This is a genomic window from Xanthomonas sp. NCPPB 2632, assembly GCF_041228075.2.
Taxonomy (GTDB): Bacteria; Pseudomonadota; Gammaproteobacteria; order Xanthomonadales; family Rhodanobacteraceae; genus Luteibacter.
On the sequence record NZ_CM192979.1, the window covers coordinates 2871613 to 2892301 of the forward strand.

The window sequence follows — 20689 nt, forward strand, 5'->3', positions numbered from 1 at the left end:
ATTTCATTTTTTTCGCGCACGAAACCTACAACGTTCGTCCTATGGGACAACGCGCTAATCAGGCCTAGCCTTGTATGCGTATCCCACCGACGCGCGACCTGCGCGCCATCACGCAAGGAGTTGACCATGGATGGTTCCATTACCCGGCGATTTGCCGCCGTCCGCCAGCGGCCAAAAGCCGCAAACGCCATCACGACGTCCGCGCTCGCGACGCCGTTCGTTTACACAGAGCCACTTATCTTCGATCCGGCGGTGCTCGCCCCCACGCCCCCCGACGGCGTGCCGGACAATCTCCTGCTGGCGAGCACGAAGGACGCACCGATCAAGCTCACGCTCGCCCTTCCGGACAACGTCGACTTCGACGACACCATTCAGCTCTTGCTGAACGGCGAATTGGTCGGCGAACCCGTCGTCATCACAGAATTGGTCGATAGCATCACCATCGAACTCTCCGCCGAAGCAAGAGCGTCGGTACCCGAAGGCGTCGTGACGATCAACTACATCGCCGTTTTCGTGTCCGGAAGTGGCGAGCACGAATACGGCCCGTCCAACCAGACCTTCATTATCGATTACACCGCCCCCGGCCTGCCCTTCCTGGGCACACTTGAATTCGAAGAGGAGGTGAAGCAAAACGGTGTAACACCGGAGGTGCTTGAAACGGACGAGGAAGGGCGTGAATACCTGGCGGCCAGCGTTCCCAGCTACCAGGGTCTGGCGCCGGGTGATGTCATCATCGGTATCGTAAACTCGCAGGAAGAAGAGGTAGCCATCATTGTCGGCGACACCGACACCAACATCGAGTTGCGCTTCATGCGCGAGTTCATCCAGGACGTCGGCGATGGAAAACTCAGTTTCCTCTATAAGGTGAAGGACCGGGCGGGCAACGTATCGCTGCCGTCTGCAGCCGTCGAACTAGCCGTACTCCTCAAAGGAGCGATCGACGATCTGGCGACGCCGATCGTGCCCGCTTACGACGACGACAACGAAGCGGATCCTGTCGGCAAGCTGATCGACGAAGCGGATGCCCGGGCTGACGGTGGCGTCGAGGTGCAGATTCCTGTTAATTCAGCCATCCTCGCAGGCGACAAGATCTTCGTGCTCTGGGGCAGCGCGGAAGTCGGCCCGGTAACCGTCACGAACCCGAGCGACGATCCCGTGGCAGTGATCGGTGTCCCATACGCAGCGATAAGCGCCGAATGGAGCGACGCCAGCGGTGGAACAGACACGCGCAGCCCCGTAGAGGTCAACTACCGCGTCGTTCGGGACGGCATCGTTGCGGGCACACCAGCGATCCCGGCCACGGTCGAAGTCAACCTCTATCAGGCCGGCGGCGTAGACCCCGAGCCGGAAACACCCGAAAACGAGAATTTTGTCGCTCCGACCTTGACGAGCGCAAGTGACCAGGAGAACCAGATTCCACCGGACGATTTCGACCAGGATGCGAGGGTTTCCGTAAGTTTTACGCTCACCGACCGCACTGCCGCCTTCGCGGTCGGGGATATCATTACCGTGATTTATGGAGGGCAGAGCCTCGATCCCTATGTTATCGATGAGGAACCGGCGGCGGATATCTACATCGTCGTGCCGGCCGAAACGATCGGAACCGTCGGCTCCGGCAACGTCAATCTCGCTTATCGGGTGGCTCGCGAACTTGCCAATGGCGGGACGAATACGTCCGTGTCCCCAACGACGATGGTCATGGTCAGCGGCAAGGACGAACTCCCGGGCGGCGGGACGCTTCCCGCCGGGAGCGTTCCCGAAGCGGTGGGGACGGACCCATCAAAGCCAGATCGGTTGCTGCTGGGAAAGTTGCAGGGAAAGGACGGCACCGACTTCTTTATCAACGCTTATACGAACCAGAAGGTCGGGGATAAGATCACCGTGAGGATGAACCTATTCCGGTCGTTCTATGCTACTGGGCACGAGGCTGACAGGCAACCGACATACCCGCGGGACGTGTCGAAGGTAGTCACCGTCGTCGATGCAGGGAATCTCGTCATCGTTCATTTCACCGAAGTCGAATTAATGCGCTACGACTTGCCGACGCAGGCCTTGCATGCGCACTTCCTATATACGATAGAGGGCGTAGCGACACCGGGCCGCCCGGTGACATCAGATGTGCTCCTGGTGGATATCGATCCACGGGGCGACTGATCCGGGTGTTACGAAGGGGGCACGGACACCCGCGCCCCACTTACGCAAGGAGGCGTGATGACCCATAACAAGCCCATGGTACTCAGGCCGGTGCTGCAGTTTCCCGCGGAGGCCCTTGCGCGCCGGCCGGAGGGCAGCGCACCCGACAACCTGCTCCTCGCATCCGTGCGCGACCGGGACATCGAGCTGAGCCTGTTGTACCCGCTCACGGACGATCCGGAAGGCGGCGAGTCCGATCAATTGCAACTCCTCGTCGAAGGCGTGCCCGTAGGTGATCCGGTGACGCTCCAGGATTACCGTGTAGGCGATACGATCCCGATCACGCTGCGCGCCGCCGACCGTCCGCTGGACCCGAAGCAGGACCGGCTCGTCTCGTCGATCAACTACCGCGTGCACTACGCGTCGGGTGGCGGTGGCTATGAATCCGGGCCCGCCGGACAAAGCTTCGTCACCGATGTCGTGCGCCCTGGAAGGGATTCGCTGGCTACGTTGCTGTTCGACCCACGCGTCATCGCTGAAGGCATCACGCCGGAAACGCTCGTGGACGATGGCAGCGGCCAACGTTACCTGCCCGCCATCGTCAAGGGCTACGACACGGCAGCCGTCGGCGACTGGCTCGAGGGGATGATCGACGACACGCCGCGCACGCCGATCAGGGAACTCACGGCGTCGAACATAGGCCACGACATCGAACTGCGCTTCGACGAGTCCTCGCTTCTTCCGTTCGACGGCACCGTCCACGATTTCGGTTTCCTCATTGCCGATCGCGCAGGCAACGTCTCCCTGCGACCGGATCCGGAGCCGTTACAGGTCAGCCTGATCGACCGGGTGAAGGATCTGAAGCCGCCCGTGATACCGCTGTTCGCCGACGACGGGCTGATCCACGAAGACGATGCCCGGGCACCGGTCATGGTCGATATACCTGCCTATGCGAAGGCTAAGGCCGGTGACGTCATCGTCGTCTTCTGGGGCGAGGCGGCACTCGCGGACACCATCGTGACCGAACCGGACGCCACGCCGGTGGTGGTGTCGGTTCGGGTGCCCTACGCCGTGTTGCAACGTGTGCCCGAGCGGTACGCGGTGGACGTGAGCTACGAGGTAAGGCGACCGTCGTTCGCCACGCGCTCACCCGCGCTGACGGATGTGCAGGTGGACCTCTCCCTGCCCGGCGGCCCCGACCCCGACCCCGAAACGCCGGAAATGGAAAGCCTGGGGCGGCCTTCCATCCTGGGTGCGGCCAGCGGGTCACTCAACGTGATTACGCCCGCGGATGCGGAGCTCGCCGCCACGGCGACCCTTCCCGGCTGGAGCTCGACATCCCCGGCGTTTCCTGCGTTTCTGCCCGGCGATGTGCTGCAGCTGGTATGGAACGGCGAACCGGTACAACCGCCGTATACGTTAGGTCCGGTCGATGTCGGTAAGGACATACCGGTCACGGTGGCCTCGGCGATCCTGAAATCCGGTGGCTCGGGCATCGCGACGATGCATTACCGCGCCACACGCATGGTGCGGGACGGCACCGGCAATGCGGTTCCCAATATCTCCCGGTCACCGGCGCAACAGGTACGTGTGACGATCGCCGACGACCTTCCGGGTGGCCCGGGCGGCCTGGAGGAGGGACGTTTTCCCGAGGCGAACCGTTACAACTCGCTCAACCGCGAGATCGCCCTGAGCGACGGCGGCACACCGTTCCTGGTGCCGCTATACGTCAACCAGCGACTCGGCGACCGGATCGTCATGCACTTCGTCCAATACCCGGAGAGCAACGGTAGCGGCGCACCCATCGAAGCCAGTCGCCATGCCGCGGAACAGGTGGTCGGCCCGGACGACGTCCGCGACGACCATACGTTCCTCATCCCTACCGACAAGCTGCTTTTCGTCGAGAGCCGGTCCGCCCGCGCCAGCTACACAGTCACCGCCCCCCCAGGCACCGTGAGTTCAGCAGATGCCTTCGTGCTCTGCGATATGCGTGACGACACCTGACCCACCAAGGAGCCCGACCATGGAAGACAACACACAGATCCTTTCCGACATCTACGTCACCTTGCCCGTCCCCACCGTGCCTGATGCGGAAACCAACGGAGGCATCGGTTACGAGGACGTGGAGGACAACCAGAAGGGCGTATGGGTACGCGTAGGCCCGTGGCTGGACATGCATACGGGCGACGAAATCAGGCTGTTCTGGGGAGACCCGGACCGGGCGGCCGTCACCCATACGGTCAATACCGAGAAGGAAGCCTTCCTCATCGCCATGCCGGCGGAGACCATCAAGAACGGACCCACGCAGGCCGAGGTCGAGGTCTGGTATACCCTGGTCGCCTTCCCCGGCGGGAATCCGAGCACCTCGGCCTCGATCAAGGTCCTGGTCGACCTCACGGTGCCGGGCGGCATCGATCCCGTACCCGCTACCCCACAAAACGAGAATCTATCGCCCATCGCGGACTTGCCACGGATCGTGGGCAAGGAACAGCCGGTCGAGTTCACGGTACCGGAATGGATCAACCAGGAAGTCGGGGACGTGTTGACGGTGGCCTGGGGAAGCTTCCGCAAGAAACTCCCGCCCTCCACGCAGACCGGTGCAGTGAAGGTCGCGCTGACCGCGGCCGAGATCAAACAGGGCGGCGACGACCGCGTGCCGGTGTCTTACCAGATCCGCGACCGCGTCAACAACTGGTCGCGCTGGTCACCCGTCGCCACGACAAACGTGGAAATCGGCGACCGGCTACCCGGCCCCTCGATCCATGACGCCGACGAGTTCGACGTGCTGCATATCGAGGACCTGCGTGGCGGCCCCGCGGAGGTTCATGTCACTTACACGGAAGGCGAAAAAACCCGTATCGGCCCGAACGACATCGTTACGCTCACCTGGTCCGGACAGACGGCCGAAGGCAGTGCCATCGAACCGGTGGTGCTGGAGACGACCGTTACCAGCCCGGTGCCCAGATTCGTGCGTTTCGACGTACCCTTCGACGACGTCGCGGTGCTGGCGCAAGGCAACGCCACCGTCAGCTACACGGTGGCCGTCGGCGGGACCGGCACCCCCCTGCCCTCGGCGCGTACGTTCGTCAGCATCGTCGGCGATGTACAAAGGCTCACCGCCCCCACCGTGATCCAGGCTGTCGGCGACACGCTGGACCCGGCCGATGTGCCGGATGGCGCGACGGTCGTGGTCGAGAAGTATCCCTTCATCGCCTCCGGCGACCGCGTCAGCTACGAGATGTACGGACAGGCCCCGGGTGGCGTCATCGTCGGCGACCAGGCCTATCGTGACATCGGCAATATCGACGCGCCGATCGTCTTCGTCACGCCGAAGGAGAAGATCGCAGCCCTCGCCGGGGGCGTCGCGTCGTTCGCGTATCGGGTGGACAACTTCTCGCTCGCGGCCGACGGTACGCGAACGGTAACGTCCAGGCGGATGATCGCACCGGATGGCACGGTGGTTTCACCCGAGCGGGTGCTGAAGATCAGCGGCGCCGTCAGCACGCTCCCCCCTCCCAACGTACCCCTCGCCGAGGGGGAATGGCTGGATCCGGACAAGGTGAACAGTGCACTGGGCGTGCAGGTGGATGCGGCCTGGCCGGCCATCGCGCCCGGCGACAAGGTCACCTTCATCTGGCAGGGCAGCGCCGATGCCACGCCGTGGACGGATGAACTGAGCCATCGCTCCGGCGGCAAGGTCACCACCTATGTGCCGAAGAACCGGCTGACGCCCAGCCTCGGCGGCACGGTGACCGTTCGCTACTCGGTGGCCTATGCCGCCGGCGGCAGCGGGGCATCGCAGTCGCTTCTGCTGAACGTCGGTTCCGCACAGCTGGTCCTTCCCGCACCCACCGTGGACCAGGCTAGCGACGGCGAACTCGATCCCTTCGATGTCGTGGCCGGCATCACCGTTCGGGTACCCGAAAATCCGGTACTCAAGGCGAGCGACCAGGTTTCCGTGACGTGGCGGGGCAGCAGTTCAAACGGCTCGCATACCACCTCTCCGAAGCAGGGCAATCCCGCCGGGATGACGTTTACCGTTCCCGCGGGCGTGCTGCCGTTCAACTTCGGTGAAACCGTGGAGGTTACCTACAGCATCGAACGGGCCGGGAGTCGACAGATGTCGCAGGCCCTGTCGATGAAAGCCGCGGCGACTCCCTATAGCGAAACGCCTCCGGGCTATCGCAGGACGCGGGCCCGGCACGTGGATGCGATGGTCCCGGCAAGCGAGGTGCTGTCGGACACACCGCTGCAAAGCTGAGTGAAGGAACGGGACGACCCGCAAGGCGCGCTTCGGCGCGCCTTGCGCGTTCATGGCATCCACCTTTTGCCTACCGCGGCTAGCGCGCCAGTTGTATATGAGCCACGGCCGTACCCGTCTATAAATAGCCCTGGATAGCTCGAAGGGGACCCTCATGGACCGGTGTGCGACGTCGTGTTTCCCTGCCGGGGATACCGTTCATGCGCGCTTTGCCGCGGTCGCACGTGCCGTTCCCGAGCGCCTGGCCCTGGTCTGCGATGGCCTTGCGCTCTCTTACGCGGAGCTGGACACGCGCAGCGGTCGCATCGCCGCGGCGCTGGCCGAGGCAGGCATCGCTCCTGGCGCCCACGTTGCGCTCCTGATGGAACGGTCGGTGCAGGCCGTCGTCGTGTTGCTGGGCGTACTCAGGGCCGGCGCAGCCTACCTGCCCCTGGACAGGCACTGGCCGGCCGCGCGCATCGCACTGGCGCTGAGCGACGCAAACGTCGCCGCGGTCGTGGTGGACGAGCCGTCGGAACACGATTTCGGCCCCTTGCCGGTGTTCACCGCGGGACGGCTCCGGGCGACCGACATGCACCTGGAGCCGGTATCGGTGAACGGCGGCGACGCCGCTTACGCCATGTACACGTCCGGATCGACCGGACGGCCCAAGGCAGTCGACATAGGCCATAAGGCCATCCTGCGCCTGGTTACCCGATCCGACTACATCGACTTCGATGCGCCCCGGGTGCTGCATGCCGCGCCGCTGGGTTTCGACGCCTCCACGTTCGAGATCTTCGCCCCGCTGCTCAACGGCGGCACCTGCATCGTCCATGACGAGCGCGTGCCGACCGCCCGTGGCATCGCACGCAGTGTCGCCGTGCACGGCACCGAGATCGCCTGGCTCACCGCCGCCCTGTTCAACGCCATCGTCGACGACGACCCGGCAAGCCTCGCCGGCCTGCGCTATGTACTGACCGGCGGTGAGGCATTGTCGGTGCCGCACGTGCGCAAGGCGCTTGCCGCCCTGCCCGGCACCACACTGATCAACGGCTACGGCCCCACCGAGACCACCACGTTCGCCACCACCTATACGATTCCTCACGACCTGCCGGAGGGGGTCCAGGCCATTCCGATCGGCCGACCGATCGCCGAGACCTCCGTCCATGTGCTGGATGCGCAGGGCCGGCCGGTCGAGAACGGCGAGACGGGCGAACTGTTCATCGGCGGCACGGGCGTGGCACGGGGTTATCTGGGGAATGCCGACCTGACCGCCGAACGGTTTGTCGCGTCGGAGCACGGCAGGCTCTATCGAACGGGCGACCGGGTGTACCGTCTGGGCGACGGCAACCTCGCTTTCGTCGGTCGTACCGATGGCCAGGTGAAGATCAGCGGCCATCGCATCGAGACCGGCGAAGTGGAGCTGGCGTTGCGGGCCGTGCCCGGCGTGGTCTCGGCGGCGGTACTCGCCCGCGAGGATCGCCCCGGCGAGAAGCGCCTGGTTGCCTATTACGTGAGCCGGGAGGCCTCCCTTTCCGCGCGCGACCTGCGCGATGCGCTGGCACTTACGCTGCCCGACTACATGTTGCCGGTGGCATGGATACGCAGGGACGCGCTGCCGCTCAACGCCAACGGCAAGCTGGACCGTCATGCCCTGCCGGCGCCGGGCCGTTCGCGTCCGGAACTGGCGGCCGCTTACGTGCCCGCGCGTAACGGCTCGGAAACGACCATAAGCGCCATCTTTGCCGACGTGCTCGGCCTTGACCAGGTGGGCCGCGACGACAATTTCTTCGACCTGGGCGGCAGCTCCCTGCTCGCCACGCGTGCGATGGGCCGTGTCCACGCGCACGTCTCGCCCGTTCCGACGCTCGTCGGTTTTTTCGCGCTGCCTACGGTAGCCGCCGTGGCCGCGGCTATCCACGGGCAGACGGGCCAGGACCGGACCGCCCATCGGCTTGCTGCCATCGCGCCAGGCGCGAGCGAATCCATCGCCATCGTGGCCATGGCTGGCCGCTTCCCCGGTGCGGCCGACGTCGAGGCATTCTGGGACAACCTCCGTGCCGGTCGTGAGTCGATCCGTTTCTTTTCGCCTGACGAGCTGGACCCGTCCATCGGCGAGGCGGAACGCAACGATCCGGGCTATGTCGCCGCGCGCGGTATCGTCGAGGGCAGCGATCTCTTCGACGCCGGTTTCTTCGGCATGTCGCCGCGCGAGGCCGAGCTTACCGATCCGCAACAACGGTTGTTCCTCGAGTTGTGCTGGGAATGCATGGAGCGCGCAGGCTACGTGCCGGATGCCCAGGAGGTACCGGTCGGCGTATTCGGCGGCATGCACAACGCCACGTACCTCCAGCGGCATCTGAGCGGTCGTCCGGACCTCGTAGAGCGGTTCGGTACCTTTCCTGTGATGCTCGGCAACGAGAAGGATTACCTCGCCACACGCGTGGCGCACAAGCTCAACCTCACCGGCCCCGCGATCAGCCTGAACACCGCGTGCTCCACGTCGCTCGTGGCCATCGTGCAGGCCATGGATGCGTTGCGTGCCGGACGGTGCGACATGGCGCTGGCAGGCGGCTCGTCGATCACCTGCCCGTCCCGTAGCGGCTATGTGGCGCAGGAAGGGTCGATGCTGTCTCCGGACGGACACACGCGGGCATTCGACATCGATGCGCAAGGCACCGTCTTCAGCGATGGCGCGGCAGTGGTGCTGCTCAAACGTCTGCCCGATGCCCTGCGCGATGGCGACCCCATCTATGCTGTGGTGCGCGGCGGCGCCGTCAATAACGACGGCGGCATCAAGGCGAGCTTCACCGCGCCCAACGCCGCTGGCCAGGCAGCCGTCATCACCATGGCGTTGCGGAACGCGGGCGTATCGCCGCGCGATATCTCTTACGTGGAAGCCCACGGCACCGCGACGCCGCTGGGCGATCCGATCGAGCTGGAGGGACTGACCCAGGCCTTCCGCCGAGGCACCGATGACACGGGGTTCTGCGCGCTCGGCTCGTTGAAAACCAATGTCGGCCATATGGTGATCGCCGCGGGTGCGGCCGGTGTCATCAAGACCGCGCTGGCCCTGAGCGAGCGGCGCCTGCCGCCGTCGCTGCACTTTACCGCCGCGCACCCGCGACTTGGCCTCGCCGGATCGCCTTTCACGATCAATCACACGCTGCGGGCGTGGCAGACGGCGGAGGGGCCACTGCGTGCCGGCGTCAGCTCGTTCGGCGTCGGTGGCACCAATGCCCACGTCATCCTGGAAGAGGCGCCGCAGCGAAATCCCTCGGATGCCGCCAGCGGCGCACAGTTGCTGCTGCTGTCCGCGCGTACACCGTCCGCCCTGGGCAACGCGGCGGGTCGACTCGCGGATCATCTGGCGGCCCATCCCGACGGCAACCTGGCCGATGTGGCATGGACGCTCGCCAGCGGTCGCAAGGCCTTCCCGCAACGGACACATGTCGTGGCACTCACCACCGACGATGCGGTGACCCGCCTGCGCGACATCGCCGCGGCCACCACCGGTCATGCCTGTGCTCCGGCGGCACCCGGCGTGGTCTTCCTCTTCCCGGGCCAGGGGTCGCAGTACGCGGGCATGGGGCGCGAATTGCATGCCGTCGAGCCTGCGTTCCGTTCGGCACTCGACGAGGTTGCGGTTGCACTCCTTACGGAACTCGGCTTCGACGTGCGCGAGCACCTGTTTGCAGACGATGCCGATGCGCTGGCTGCGACGTCGCTGACGCAGCCGGCCACCTTCGCCATCGAATATGCCCTGGCGCGCCTGTGGATGAGCCTGGGCGTGACACCGGTGGCCATGATCGGGCACAGCGTGGGCGAGTTCGCCGCGGCCGTCCTGGCCGGGGTCATGTCGCTCGCCGATGCGGCATGCCTCATCGCGCGACGCGGTCGCCTGATGCAGGGTCTTCCTACCGGAAGCATGCTGTCCGTGCGCCTCGGTGCGGACGAGGTCGCCGCGCGGATGCCGGCCACGCTGTCGCTGGCCGCGGAGAATGCGCCTGAAGCCACCGTCGTCTCCGGGCCGACCGCCGATGTCGAGGTGTTCCGCATCGCCCTGGAAGCCGAAAACGTGGCCTGCCGGCGGGTGCACACGTCGCACGCATTCCACTCGTCCATGATGGATCCGGTGCTCGATGCCTTCGGCGACGCACTTACCGGCATCCACCTGTCGGCGCCCTCGATCCCCATCGTCTCCACGCTCAGCGGTAAGCCCCTGACGGTCGATGAAGCCACCTCCCCCGATTACTGGGTGCGTCAGCTGAGGCAGACGGTGCGTTTTTCGCCGGCACTGTGCCACGCGCTGGACGACAGCGGCACGGCGTTCCTGGAAGTGGGCCCACGCGCGGTGCTGACCCAGCTGGGGCGCCAGCACGCCCAGGCCCGCGGCCGGACGATGGTGGCCAGCCTGGCCGACACCCCGGCCGGCGAGCGGAAGGCCCTGCTCGATGCGGCCGGCACGCTGTGGGGCGCGGGCGTACCCGTGGACCTGAAAGCACTGGACCATCGGGCCCGGCGGCGCCGCCTGCGCCTGCCGACCTATCCCTTCGAGCGCACACGCCATTGGGTGGATGCGCCGCCTGCCGCGTCGATCGCCAGCCTGGCGGCTACGACGGCTACGCGAAACGAAACTGCCTCCCCCCCGCCCCCGCCCGTGGAAGAACCACCCATGTCGCAGCCCGCCTCCGTTTCCCCGCGTCACGCGCGTCTCGTCGGTGAGCTCGTCGCCCTGTTCGAGGATGTCTCCGGCGCCGACATGGCGGGGGTCGATCCGGCGGCGCATTTCGTCGAGCTGGGACTGGATTCGTTGTCGCTGACGCAGGTGGCGTTGCAGTTGCAGAGGGCCTATGCATTGAAGGTGACCTTTCGCGAGCTGATGGACGGGTGTTCGTCGTTCGAGCGGCTGGCAGGGCATCTGGACCGGTTGTTGCCGGGGGAGGATGCGGGCGTCAAGGCGGAATCGGGTGTTGTGGCGGAGACATCGCCCACATCGTGGGCTCCTGCGACGGCGCCCGTATCGGCGGCGGTGGGGACGGATACGGTGCAGGCGGTGATCGCGCAGCAGATGCAGTTGATGCGCGAGCAGCTGGCGTTGCTGGCGGGCATGGAGGCGGCGATGAAGGTAACTGCCGTGTCGTCTACCGCCAGTACGGATATCGGTGCTGGTGCTGCGAGTGCGGGTGTTGCGGGTGCAGGTACGGGTGCGACGCCGGCAAGGGCGCCGTCGACGCAGGGGACGCAGACTGCGGCCAACGACGAAGAGGCCGCGCTGGCGCACACCTCGTACGACGTGAAGAAAGCCTTCGGCGCCATCGCCCGCATTCATCATGGCGCCACGGACCTGAGTGCGCGGCAGCGCGCACGGCTGGATGCCTTCATGCAGCGCTACATCGCGCGCACGGCGGCGTCGCGGGCTTATACGGAGGAACACCGCCCGCATCTGGCCGATCCGCGCGTGGTCAACGGTTTCCGCCCGCTACTGAAAGACATCGTCTACCAGATCGTCATCGCGCGCTCCAGGGGCGCGCATGTCTGGGACCTGGACGGCAACCGGTACGTGGACGCGCTGAACGGCTTCGGCATGAACCTGTTCGGCTGGCAACCGGATTTCGTGCTGGATGCCGTGCGCCGGCAACTCGACGAGGGCTACGAGATCGGCCCGCAGCACCCGCTGGCCGGCGTGGTAGCCCGGCAGGTCTGCGAGCTGACCGGCTTCGATCGCGCGGCGCTGTGCAACACCGGCTCCGAAGCGGTGATGGGTTGCGTGCGCGTGGCGCGTACCGTGACCGGCCGCGACACGCTGGTGATCTTCACCGGCTCCTACCACGGCATCTTCGACGAGGTGCTGGTCCGCGGCACGAAGAAACTGACCTCCGTGCCCGCCGCGCCCGGCATCCTGCGCAACACCGCCGAGCATGTACTGGTGCTGGAATACGGCACGCCCGAGTCGCTGCAGATCATCCGCGAGCGCGGCTCGACCATCGCCGCGGTGATGGTCGAGCCGGTACAGAGCCGGCGTCCCGATTTCCAGCCCGTGGAATTCCTGCGCGAGCTGCGCGCGATCACGCGCGATGCGGATGCGCTGCTGATCTTCGACGAGGTGGTGACCGGATTCCGGGCCCATCCGCGCGGTGCACAGGCCGTCCTGGGTATCGATGCCGACATGGCCGCCTACGGCAAGGTGGTCGGCGGCGGCTTCCCCATCGGCATCATCGCCGGTGCGCGCCGTTTCATGGATGCGCTGGACGGCGGCGACTGGCGCTACGGCGACGATTCCGTACCGACCGTGGGCGTCACCTATTTTGCCGGCACGTTCGTGCGGCATCCGCTGGCCCTCGCGGCCGCGCACGCGGTGCTAGGTCACCTCGCCGACCAGGGCCCGACGTTGCAGGCCACGCTCAACGCGAAGGTCGGCGCGTTCGCCGACGGGCTCACGGCATTCTGTGCCGACGTGGGCGCGCCACTGCACGTGGTCCACTTCGCGTCGGTGTGGAAAACCGTGTTCACCGAGGACCACCCGCTGCAGGACCTGTTGTTCGCGATGATGCGCAGCCGCGGCATCCACATCCTCGACAACTTTCCGTGTTTCTTCACCACCGCGCATGAAGAGGCCGACTTCGCCGCCATCGCCACGGCGTTCCGTGAATCCGTGCTGGAAATGCAGGAGGCCGGGTTCCTGCCGCGCCGCCGCGACGCCACGGCGATGGACGCGACCCGGCCGCCGGTGGCGGGAGCGCGCCTGGGTCGCGATCCCGACGGCAGCCCCGCGTGGTTCGTCCCCAACCCCGACACACCAGGCAAGTTCCTGAAGGTGAACGCATGATGCCGCACGAGCAGGCCGCCACCGCGGTCGACTACGATCCGTTCGCCGGCGACCCGCTGGCCTGCGTGCTGCCGACCACCCCGGCGCAGCGCGAGATCTGGCTGGCCTGCCAGCTGGAACCGGAAGCCTCGCTGGCCTATAACGAGGCGATCTCGCTGACCTTCAAGGGGCTGCTCGACGTGCCCGCGCTGGAGGCCGCGCTGCACGACCTGGTCGAACGCCACGAGGCCTTGCGCGCCACGTTCGCCGACGACGGCGCGAGCATGTTCGTCGCGGAGCAGGCCATGCTGCCGCTGGAACGGCACGACTACGCGTCGCTGCCGCCGTTCGAAAGCGATGCGCGCATCGAGGCGATGCTGTCCCGACAGGTGACGACGCCGTTCGACCTGGAAAACGGTCCGCTGTTCCGTGCGGACATCGTGCGCCTGGCCGCCGATCGCCACCTGCTGGTCCTGTGCGCGCATCACCTGGTCTGCGACGGCTGGTCGTTCGGCGTGATCGTGCGCGACCTGGCCGCGCTCTATGCACGGCACACCGGTGCGGCCGGTGGACCGGACGCACCCGGTACGTTCTCGGACTTCGCCCGTGCCGAGGTCGCCCACCTGGCCGGTGCGACCGCCGAGGACGACGCGCGCTACTGGCTGGAACGCTTCGCCACGCCGCCGCCGGTGCTGGACCTTCCGGTGGACCACCCCCGACCGCGCTACCGCACGTTCGCCTCGCGTCGTGAGGATCGCCTGCTGGACCGCGCCGATGTGGATGCGATCCGCCGCCTCGGCGCGACCCACCGCGCCAGCTTCCACGCGACGCTGGTCGCCGGTTTCGCCGTGCTGCTGCGCCGGCTCGCCGGGCAGGACGACGTGGTGATCGGCATACCGTCGGCGGGCCAGGCCGCCGGTGGCCTCGATACGCTGGTCGGCCATGCGGTCAACGTGCTGCCGCTACGCGCCCGCATCGGCGCGGAGGCACCGTTCGCCGAAGTGCTGGGCGACGTGCGCGCCGACCTGATGGACGCCTTCGACCACCAGCGCCATACGCTGGGCAGCCTGCTCGCCCGGCTGTCGCTGGCCCGCGATCCGGCGCGGCTGCCGCTGGTCGCGGTACTGTTCAACCTGGACGCGGCGCTGGACGAAAGCACCGCCCGCTTCCCGGGCCTGCGTTACGACCTCGCCGCCGTGCCGCGCGAGTACGAGAATTTCGAGCTGTTCGTCAACGCCGTGCCGGTGGACGGCCACCTGCGCCTGGAATGCCAGTACAACGCCGACCTGTTCGACGGCGCCACCATCCAGGGCTGGCTCGATGCTTACGTCACCCTGCTGCGCTACGCCGCGCTTGCGCCGGACACGACGGCCGTCGCGCTGCCTGTGGTCTCCGATGCCGTGTACCGCGAACTGGCCGGCTTGCAACCCGCCCCCACGCCGTTTCCGGAACTTCGCCTGGCGCACGAGTTCTTCGAGCAGCAATGCGACCGCACCCCCGAGCGCATCGCCGCGCGCCATGCGGACCGCACGCTCACCTACGCCGCGCTGGAATCGCGCTCCAACCGCATCGCCAACGCCTTGCGTGCCCGCGGCATCGGCCATGGCGCACTGGTCGGGCTGTCGCTCGGCCGCGGCTTCGACATGCTGGCCTCCGTGCTGGGCGTGCTCAAGTCGGGCGCCGGCTATGTGCCGCTGGACCCCGGGTTCCCTGCCGAGCGGCTGGCCTTCATGGCCGACGACGCCCAACTGGCGGCCCTGGTGATCGACGATACCGCCCCGCCGGCCTTCCACATCGACGCAAGCCGCGTGCTCGCCCTCAGCGACGACGAGATGGTGCATGCCTCGTTCGAACGCCCCGAGCGCGACCGTCGCGCGGCCACGCCGGATTCGGTGGCGTACGTGATCTTCACCTCCGGTTCCACCGGGCGCCCCAAGGGCGTGCGCGTGCCACACCGCGCGGCGGCCAATTTCCTTACCAGCATGCAGCGCGTGCCGGGTATCGCGCCGGATGACCGCCTGGTCGCCGTCACCACGCTGTCGTTCGATATCGCCTTCATGGAGCTGATGCTGCCGCTGACCAGCGGCGCCGAAGTGGTGATCGCCGGCCGCGACGACGTGCGCGACGGCGGCCAGTTGCGTCGTCTTATCGAGGAAGCGGACGCCACGATGATGCAGGCGACGCCGGCGGGCTGGCGCCTGCTGGTCGATGCGGGATGGCGTGGCCGGCCGGCCTTCCGTGCAGTGTCCGGCGGCGAGCCGCTGCCACTGGACCTGGCCGAGGCCCTGCTGGAGCGCTGCGGCGAGGTGTGGAACGGCTACGGCCCCACCGAGACCACCGTGTATTCCACGTACTGGCGGGTGAGCACCCCGCGCGACGGCATCTACATCGGTCGTCCGATCGCCAACACCACCGTTCATATCCTGGACGAGCACGGCAACCACTGCCCGCTCGGCGTGCCCGGCGAAATCCACATCGGCGGCGCGGGTGTCACGCTCGGCTACCTGCGCCGGCCGGACCTGACCGCCGCGGCTTTCGTCGCCGATCCGTGGTCGGAAGCGCCGGACTCGCGGATGTACCGTACCGGCGATCGCGGCCGCTGGACGTCCGCCGGCCTGATCGAGCACCTGGGTCGCCTCGATTTCCAGGTGAAGGTGCGCGGTTACCGCATCGAGCCCGGCGAGATCGAAAGCGCTCTGACCGACCTGCCGGAGGTGGCGCGCGCCGTGGTCATGGCGCGCGAGGATCGGCCCGGTGACGTGCGGCTGGTCGCCTACGTCGTCGGTCGCGACGGTGGGGTGCCCGACGAGGAATCGCTGCGCTCGCGACTGCGCGCGCGCCTGCCGGATTACATGCTGCCGCAGCATGTCCTCGCCCTCCCCGCCATTCCCCTGCTGCCCAACGGCAAGATCGACCGCACTGCGCTGCCGCCGCCGATCGCCCGTTCGTTCGCCGCTCCCGGCGCGCGCGTCGGGCCGCGCAACGACGACGAGCGGCGCGTGGCAGCGGCGATGGAAGCCGTGCTCGCCCTGCCCGATCTCGACGTGCGCGACGACTTCTTCGCGCTGGGCGGGCACTCGCTGCTGGCGGCCCAGCTCACCGCCACGTTGAACCGCGAATTCGGCGTGTCGCTGTCGTTCCGCACGTTGTTCGATGCGCCCAGCGTGGAACGCCTGGCCGCGACCCTGCGCGCACGGATCGACGCCGGCACCGCGCCGGTGGCCGAACCGATCAGCCCGCGCGACGACCAGGCCCATGCGCCGCTGTCGTTGATGCAGCACCGGCTGTGGGCACTGGAACGCATGCACCCGGGACGCGTCACCTACAACGCACCGTCGGCCCATCGCCTGCGCGGCCCGCTGGACGAAGACGCCTTCGCCAGGGCATTCCAGGCGCTGGTGCAGCGCCAGCCGAGCCTGCGCACCGCATTCCGCACGCTCGGCGACGACGAGGTGGCCCAGGTGGTGCTGCCACGGCTGGACTACCCGCTGTTTCCCGCCGAGGACCTGCGTGACGTGCCGCATGACGCGCGCGACACCGTGCTGATGGCGCGCCTGCAGGCGCTGACCGATACGCCGTTCGACCTCGGCACGGCACCCCTGTTCAGCGCGCGGCTGTTCCGGCTGGCCGAGAACGAGCACGTGCTGTTCTTCATGCCGCACCACATCGTCTGGGACGGCTGGTCGTTCGATATCTTCGCCAACGAACTGTCCGTGCTGTACCGCTGTTTTGTCGAGGGCACGCCGTCGTCGCTCGCGGCACTACCCGTGACCTACGGCGACTTCGCCACGTGGCATGCGCGGTGGCTGCAGTCGCCGGCCTTCGAGTCGCAGCTGGCCGCGTGGCGCGAACGGCTGGCGCGGCGCGGCGACGTGCGCGCGCTGCCCACCGACCAGCCGCGGCGCCCCGGCATGTCGGGGCTGGGCCGCACCGAGTGGATACGCGTATCGCGCGAGCAGACCGATGCCATGTACGACGTGGCCCGGCAGGCCGACGCCACGCTCAACATGGCCCTGCTTGCCCTGTACTTCGTCATGCTCGCCGGCTCCACCGGACGGAACGAACTGGTGGTGGGCACGCCCGTACGCGGTCGTAACCACAGTGAGCTAGAGGCGGTCATGGGGTATTTCAACAACCTGCTGCCGCTGCACGTCACGGTCGATCCGGCGCTGCCCTTCCTGGCGTTCGTGCGGGAAGTGCGGCGCGCGGCGATCGACGCGTTCGGGCATCCGGACGTGCCGCTGGAATACCTGCAACGCGAACTGACGACCGTGCACGGCAGCGGCGCCGTGCTGTACCAGGCGCTGTTCTCGTTCCAGGACGGGCGCCAGCGCGCGGCGGACTGGGGTGGCCTCGCGCACGAGCAGATCCTCCTGTTCCAGAGCGGAGCCACCGAAGACCTGGGCCTGTGGTTCCTGGAAAGCCAGGCGGGGCTGGTCGGCGGCGTGACTTACAACGCGGACCTGCTGGAGGCCGACACCGCGTGCCGCATGCGGGAGCGCTACCTCGCCATGCTGCGTCGGGTGATCGACGACCCCGGCCTCACGCTCGGCGAACTGACCACCGCCACGCCGGCCGAGCGCGAATGCATGCGCGGCTGGCAAGCGCGCAAGGCGGCCGCCGAACCGCCGCGCGACCTCCACGGCATGATCCAGGCCACGGCCACGGCGATGCCGCACGACGTGGCGATCGAGCACGGCACGCGTCGCATCGGCCACGCGGCGTTGCAGGAGCGCGCCGAGCGCATGGCCACACGGCTGCGCGAGCGTGGTGCCGCCGAGGGTGGCGTCGTCGGTCTGTGCGTCGAGCGCGGTATCGACCGCATCGCCGCCCTGCTCGCGATCGGCATGACCGGCGCCACGGCGTTGCTGCTGGACCGCGACGATCCCACCGCCTTCCTGCGCGACGGCCTCGCCGACGCGCGCGCCACGGTGATGGTCGGCGATGCGGGCCTGCAGGCCCTGCTCGACTGGCCGAAAGCATGCGCGGTGTGGCTGGATACCGATGCCCCCTGGCTGGCCGCGATCGATACGCCCACCGCGCACGGCGGCGCCCTTCCGGACACGGCCGCCGTCGCCTTCCAGGCGCACGATGCCGAGGGCAAGGCCTGCGGCGCGGCGCTGTCGCATCGCACACTGGGCCATCTCGTACAGTCGCTCGGTGACGCGCTGGGCGTTCGGGCCGGGATGCGCCTGGGCGGCGATGCGTTGCCGGGCGATCCGCTCTCGGTACTGGGCCCGCTGGTGGCGCTGGCCAGCGGCGCCACCTGGGTCGAGACGGGCACGCGCGATGCCGCCGCGGGTCGTCTGGACACGATGCACCTGTGCATCGCCACGCCGGAAACCTGGCAGGCGCTGCTCGCTGGCGGCTGGCAGGGCGATGCCGGACTGCGCGCGGTGATCGTCGGCGGCTCGGCCACGGCGGACCTGACCACGCGCGTGGCGAAGGCCTCGGCCGGTGTGTGGATGCTGTTCGGCGATCCCGCGGTGGCGCCCGTCATCACCTGCGGCGCGCTGGACGCCGCGGCGGACACGCTGCACCAGGGCCTCACCCTTGCCCACGGCGAAGCCTGGATTCTCGACGTGCATGGCGAGCCGGCACCGATCGGCGCCGCGGGCGACCTCGCCGTGGGTGGCCGGCTGCTGGCCATGCCGTTCGGTCAACGTGCCCGCGCGGCACGACGCCACGGGGAAGCGGGCCTCGTGCGCACGGGATACCGCGGCCGCTGGCTGAGCGGGGGCCGCCTGCAGGTGCTGGACCGCGACGACCGCCGCCTCCGCTGCCACGGCATGGACGTGCAGCCCGGCGCGCTGGAAGCGATCGCGCTGCGCGAGCCCGGCGTGGTCCGCGCCATCGCCGTGCCGCGCCACGAGCCGGGCGGTATCGCCCGGGTCGAACTGCACGTGGTGGCGGCGCCGGGACGGCGCCCGGACGCCGCCGCGGTGCGTACCGCGCTGGTCGCTTCGTTGCCGGCCTGGGCGATGCCCGACCATGTCCACGTGCTGGACACGCTGCCCACCCTGGCCACCGGCGAACCCGACCTCGCGGCGCTGGCCGTGCACGACGATGCGGCGATGGCCGCTCCCGACGACACCACCACGCCCCACACGGAGACCGAGCGCCTGCTCGCCGGCATCTGGCAGGAGTTGCTGGGTACGCGCCGCATCCGCACCAGCGACAATTTCTTCGACGTCGGCGGTCACTCGCTGCTCGCGGTGGACATGGCGCAGCGCGTGCACACGCTCAGCGGCGTGCAGCTCAACCTGCTGGACGTGGCCAACGGCACGCTGGGCACCCTGGCCGCCGAGATGGCCGTCGCGCCACGGGTAGCCGCCACTCACCGCCGTGGCCTGTTCAGCCGCCTCATGGGCCGGCCATGAGCCACGTCGCCTGGGTGGTCTGCTGGGCATCGGCGGGCTTGCTGGTGCACACGTTCGCCGGCTATCCGCTGCTGGTCTGGATGCAGGCGCGCCTGCGGCCACGCCCGGTGGTACGCGAAGCCATCCTGCCCACGGTGAGCATCGTGCTCGCCGTGCACGACGGCGCCGCCTTCATCGAGGCGAAGCTGGCCAACCTGCAACGGCTGGACTACCCCGCCGCGCTGGTGGACATCGTCGTCGCCTGCGACGGTTGCCACGACGCCACGGCCGCCCTGGCCCGCCGCTCGACGCATGCCCGCCTGGCCGTGCTGGATTTCCCCAACCGCCGGGGCAAGGCCGCCTGCCTCAACGACGCCGTGGCGATCACGCGCGGCGACGTGCTGCTGTTCACGGACGTACGCCAGCGGCTGTCGCCCGTGGCACTGCGGGAACTGGTCGCCAACCTGGCCGATCCCACCGTGGGCGCCGTGGGCGGCGAACTGCACATGGAGCATGTCCGCACGGGTTTCGCCCAGGGCGTGGATGCCTACTGGCGCTACGAGAAAGCCATCCGTCACGCGGAAGCGCTGTCCGGCTCCACCGTGGGCGTCAGCGGCGCGCTGCACGCCATGCGCCGCAGCCTGTTCTCGCCGTTGCCGCCCGGCACCGTACTCGACGACGTGCTGTTGCCGATGCGGGTGGCCGCGCAGGGCATGCGCGTGGTCTTCGAACCGAAGGCCATGGCCTGGGACCGTCCCTCGCAGCAGCCCGCCGACGAGCGTCGGCGCAAGATCCGTACCCTGGCCGGCAACTTTCAGTTGGTACAGCTGGCGCCCTGGCTGCTGCTGCCCTGGTCCAACCCGCTGTGGTTCCGTTTCGTCAGCCACAAGCTGCTGCGCCTGATGGCGCCGTGGCTGATCGTGGCGCTTGCCGTGAGCACCGGCGTGCTGGCGACACGCCACCCCCTGTACGCGGTGGCGTTCGGTGGCCTGCTCGGCGGCGGCGCCTTGCTGGTGCTGGCCCGCTGCCTGCCCCCGCTGGCTCGCTGGCTGCCCCTGCGCATCGCGCTGGCGTTCTTCTACCTCAACCTCTTCGCGGCGCAGGCACTGCTCGCCTTCGCCCGCAACCGAAGGCTGCATTTATGGTGAC

General features: G+C 68.0%; 6 protein-coding genes. All 6 read left to right on the top strand.

The genetic code is table 11. The features are described 5' to 3' along the window. Positions 1 to 126: 126 nt before the first annotated feature. The 6 genes from AB8808_RS12085 (at position 127) to AB8808_RS12110 (ending at position 20688) form a co-directional block, all read left to right on the top strand. Entirely contained in the window at positions 127 to 2154 is a 2028-nt protein-coding gene (locus AB8808_RS12085) for a hypothetical protein (protein WP_369929680.1), read from the top strand. 57 nt (positions 2155 to 2211) lie between these two features. Next, a complete protein-coding gene (locus AB8808_RS12090) occupies positions 2212 to 4137 on the top strand; it encodes a hypothetical protein (protein WP_369929682.1) in 1926 nt (641 codons plus the stop codon). 19 nt (positions 4138 to 4156) lie between these two features. After that, positions 4157 to 6394 (top strand): hypothetical protein, encoded by a 2238-nt coding sequence (locus tag AB8808_RS12095; protein WP_369929683.1) that lies wholly within the window; start codon positions 4157 to 4159, stop codon positions 6392 to 6394. Between the two features lie 154 nt (positions 6395 to 6548). Next, complete coding sequence (locus tag AB8808_RS12100; RefSeq protein ID WP_369929685.1) at positions 6549 to 13202, top strand: amino acid adenylation domain-containing protein; 6654 nt, start codon at positions 6549 to 6551, stop codon at positions 13200 to 13202. After that, entirely contained in the window at positions 13199 to 19561 is a 6363-nt protein-coding gene (locus tag AB8808_RS12105; RefSeq protein WP_369929687.1) for a non-ribosomal peptide synthetase, read from the top strand. The genes AB8808_RS12100 and AB8808_RS12105 overlap by 4 nt, the downstream gene beginning before the upstream one ends. Continuing rightward, on the top strand, positions 19558 to 20688 hold the full coding sequence (locus AB8808_RS12110; RefSeq protein ID WP_369929689.1) for a glycosyltransferase family 2 protein: 1131 nt from the start codon (positions 19558 to 19560) through the stop codon (positions 20686 to 20688). The genes AB8808_RS12105 and AB8808_RS12110 overlap by 4 nt, the downstream gene beginning before the upstream one ends. The last annotated feature ends 1 nt before the right edge of the window (position 20689 follow it).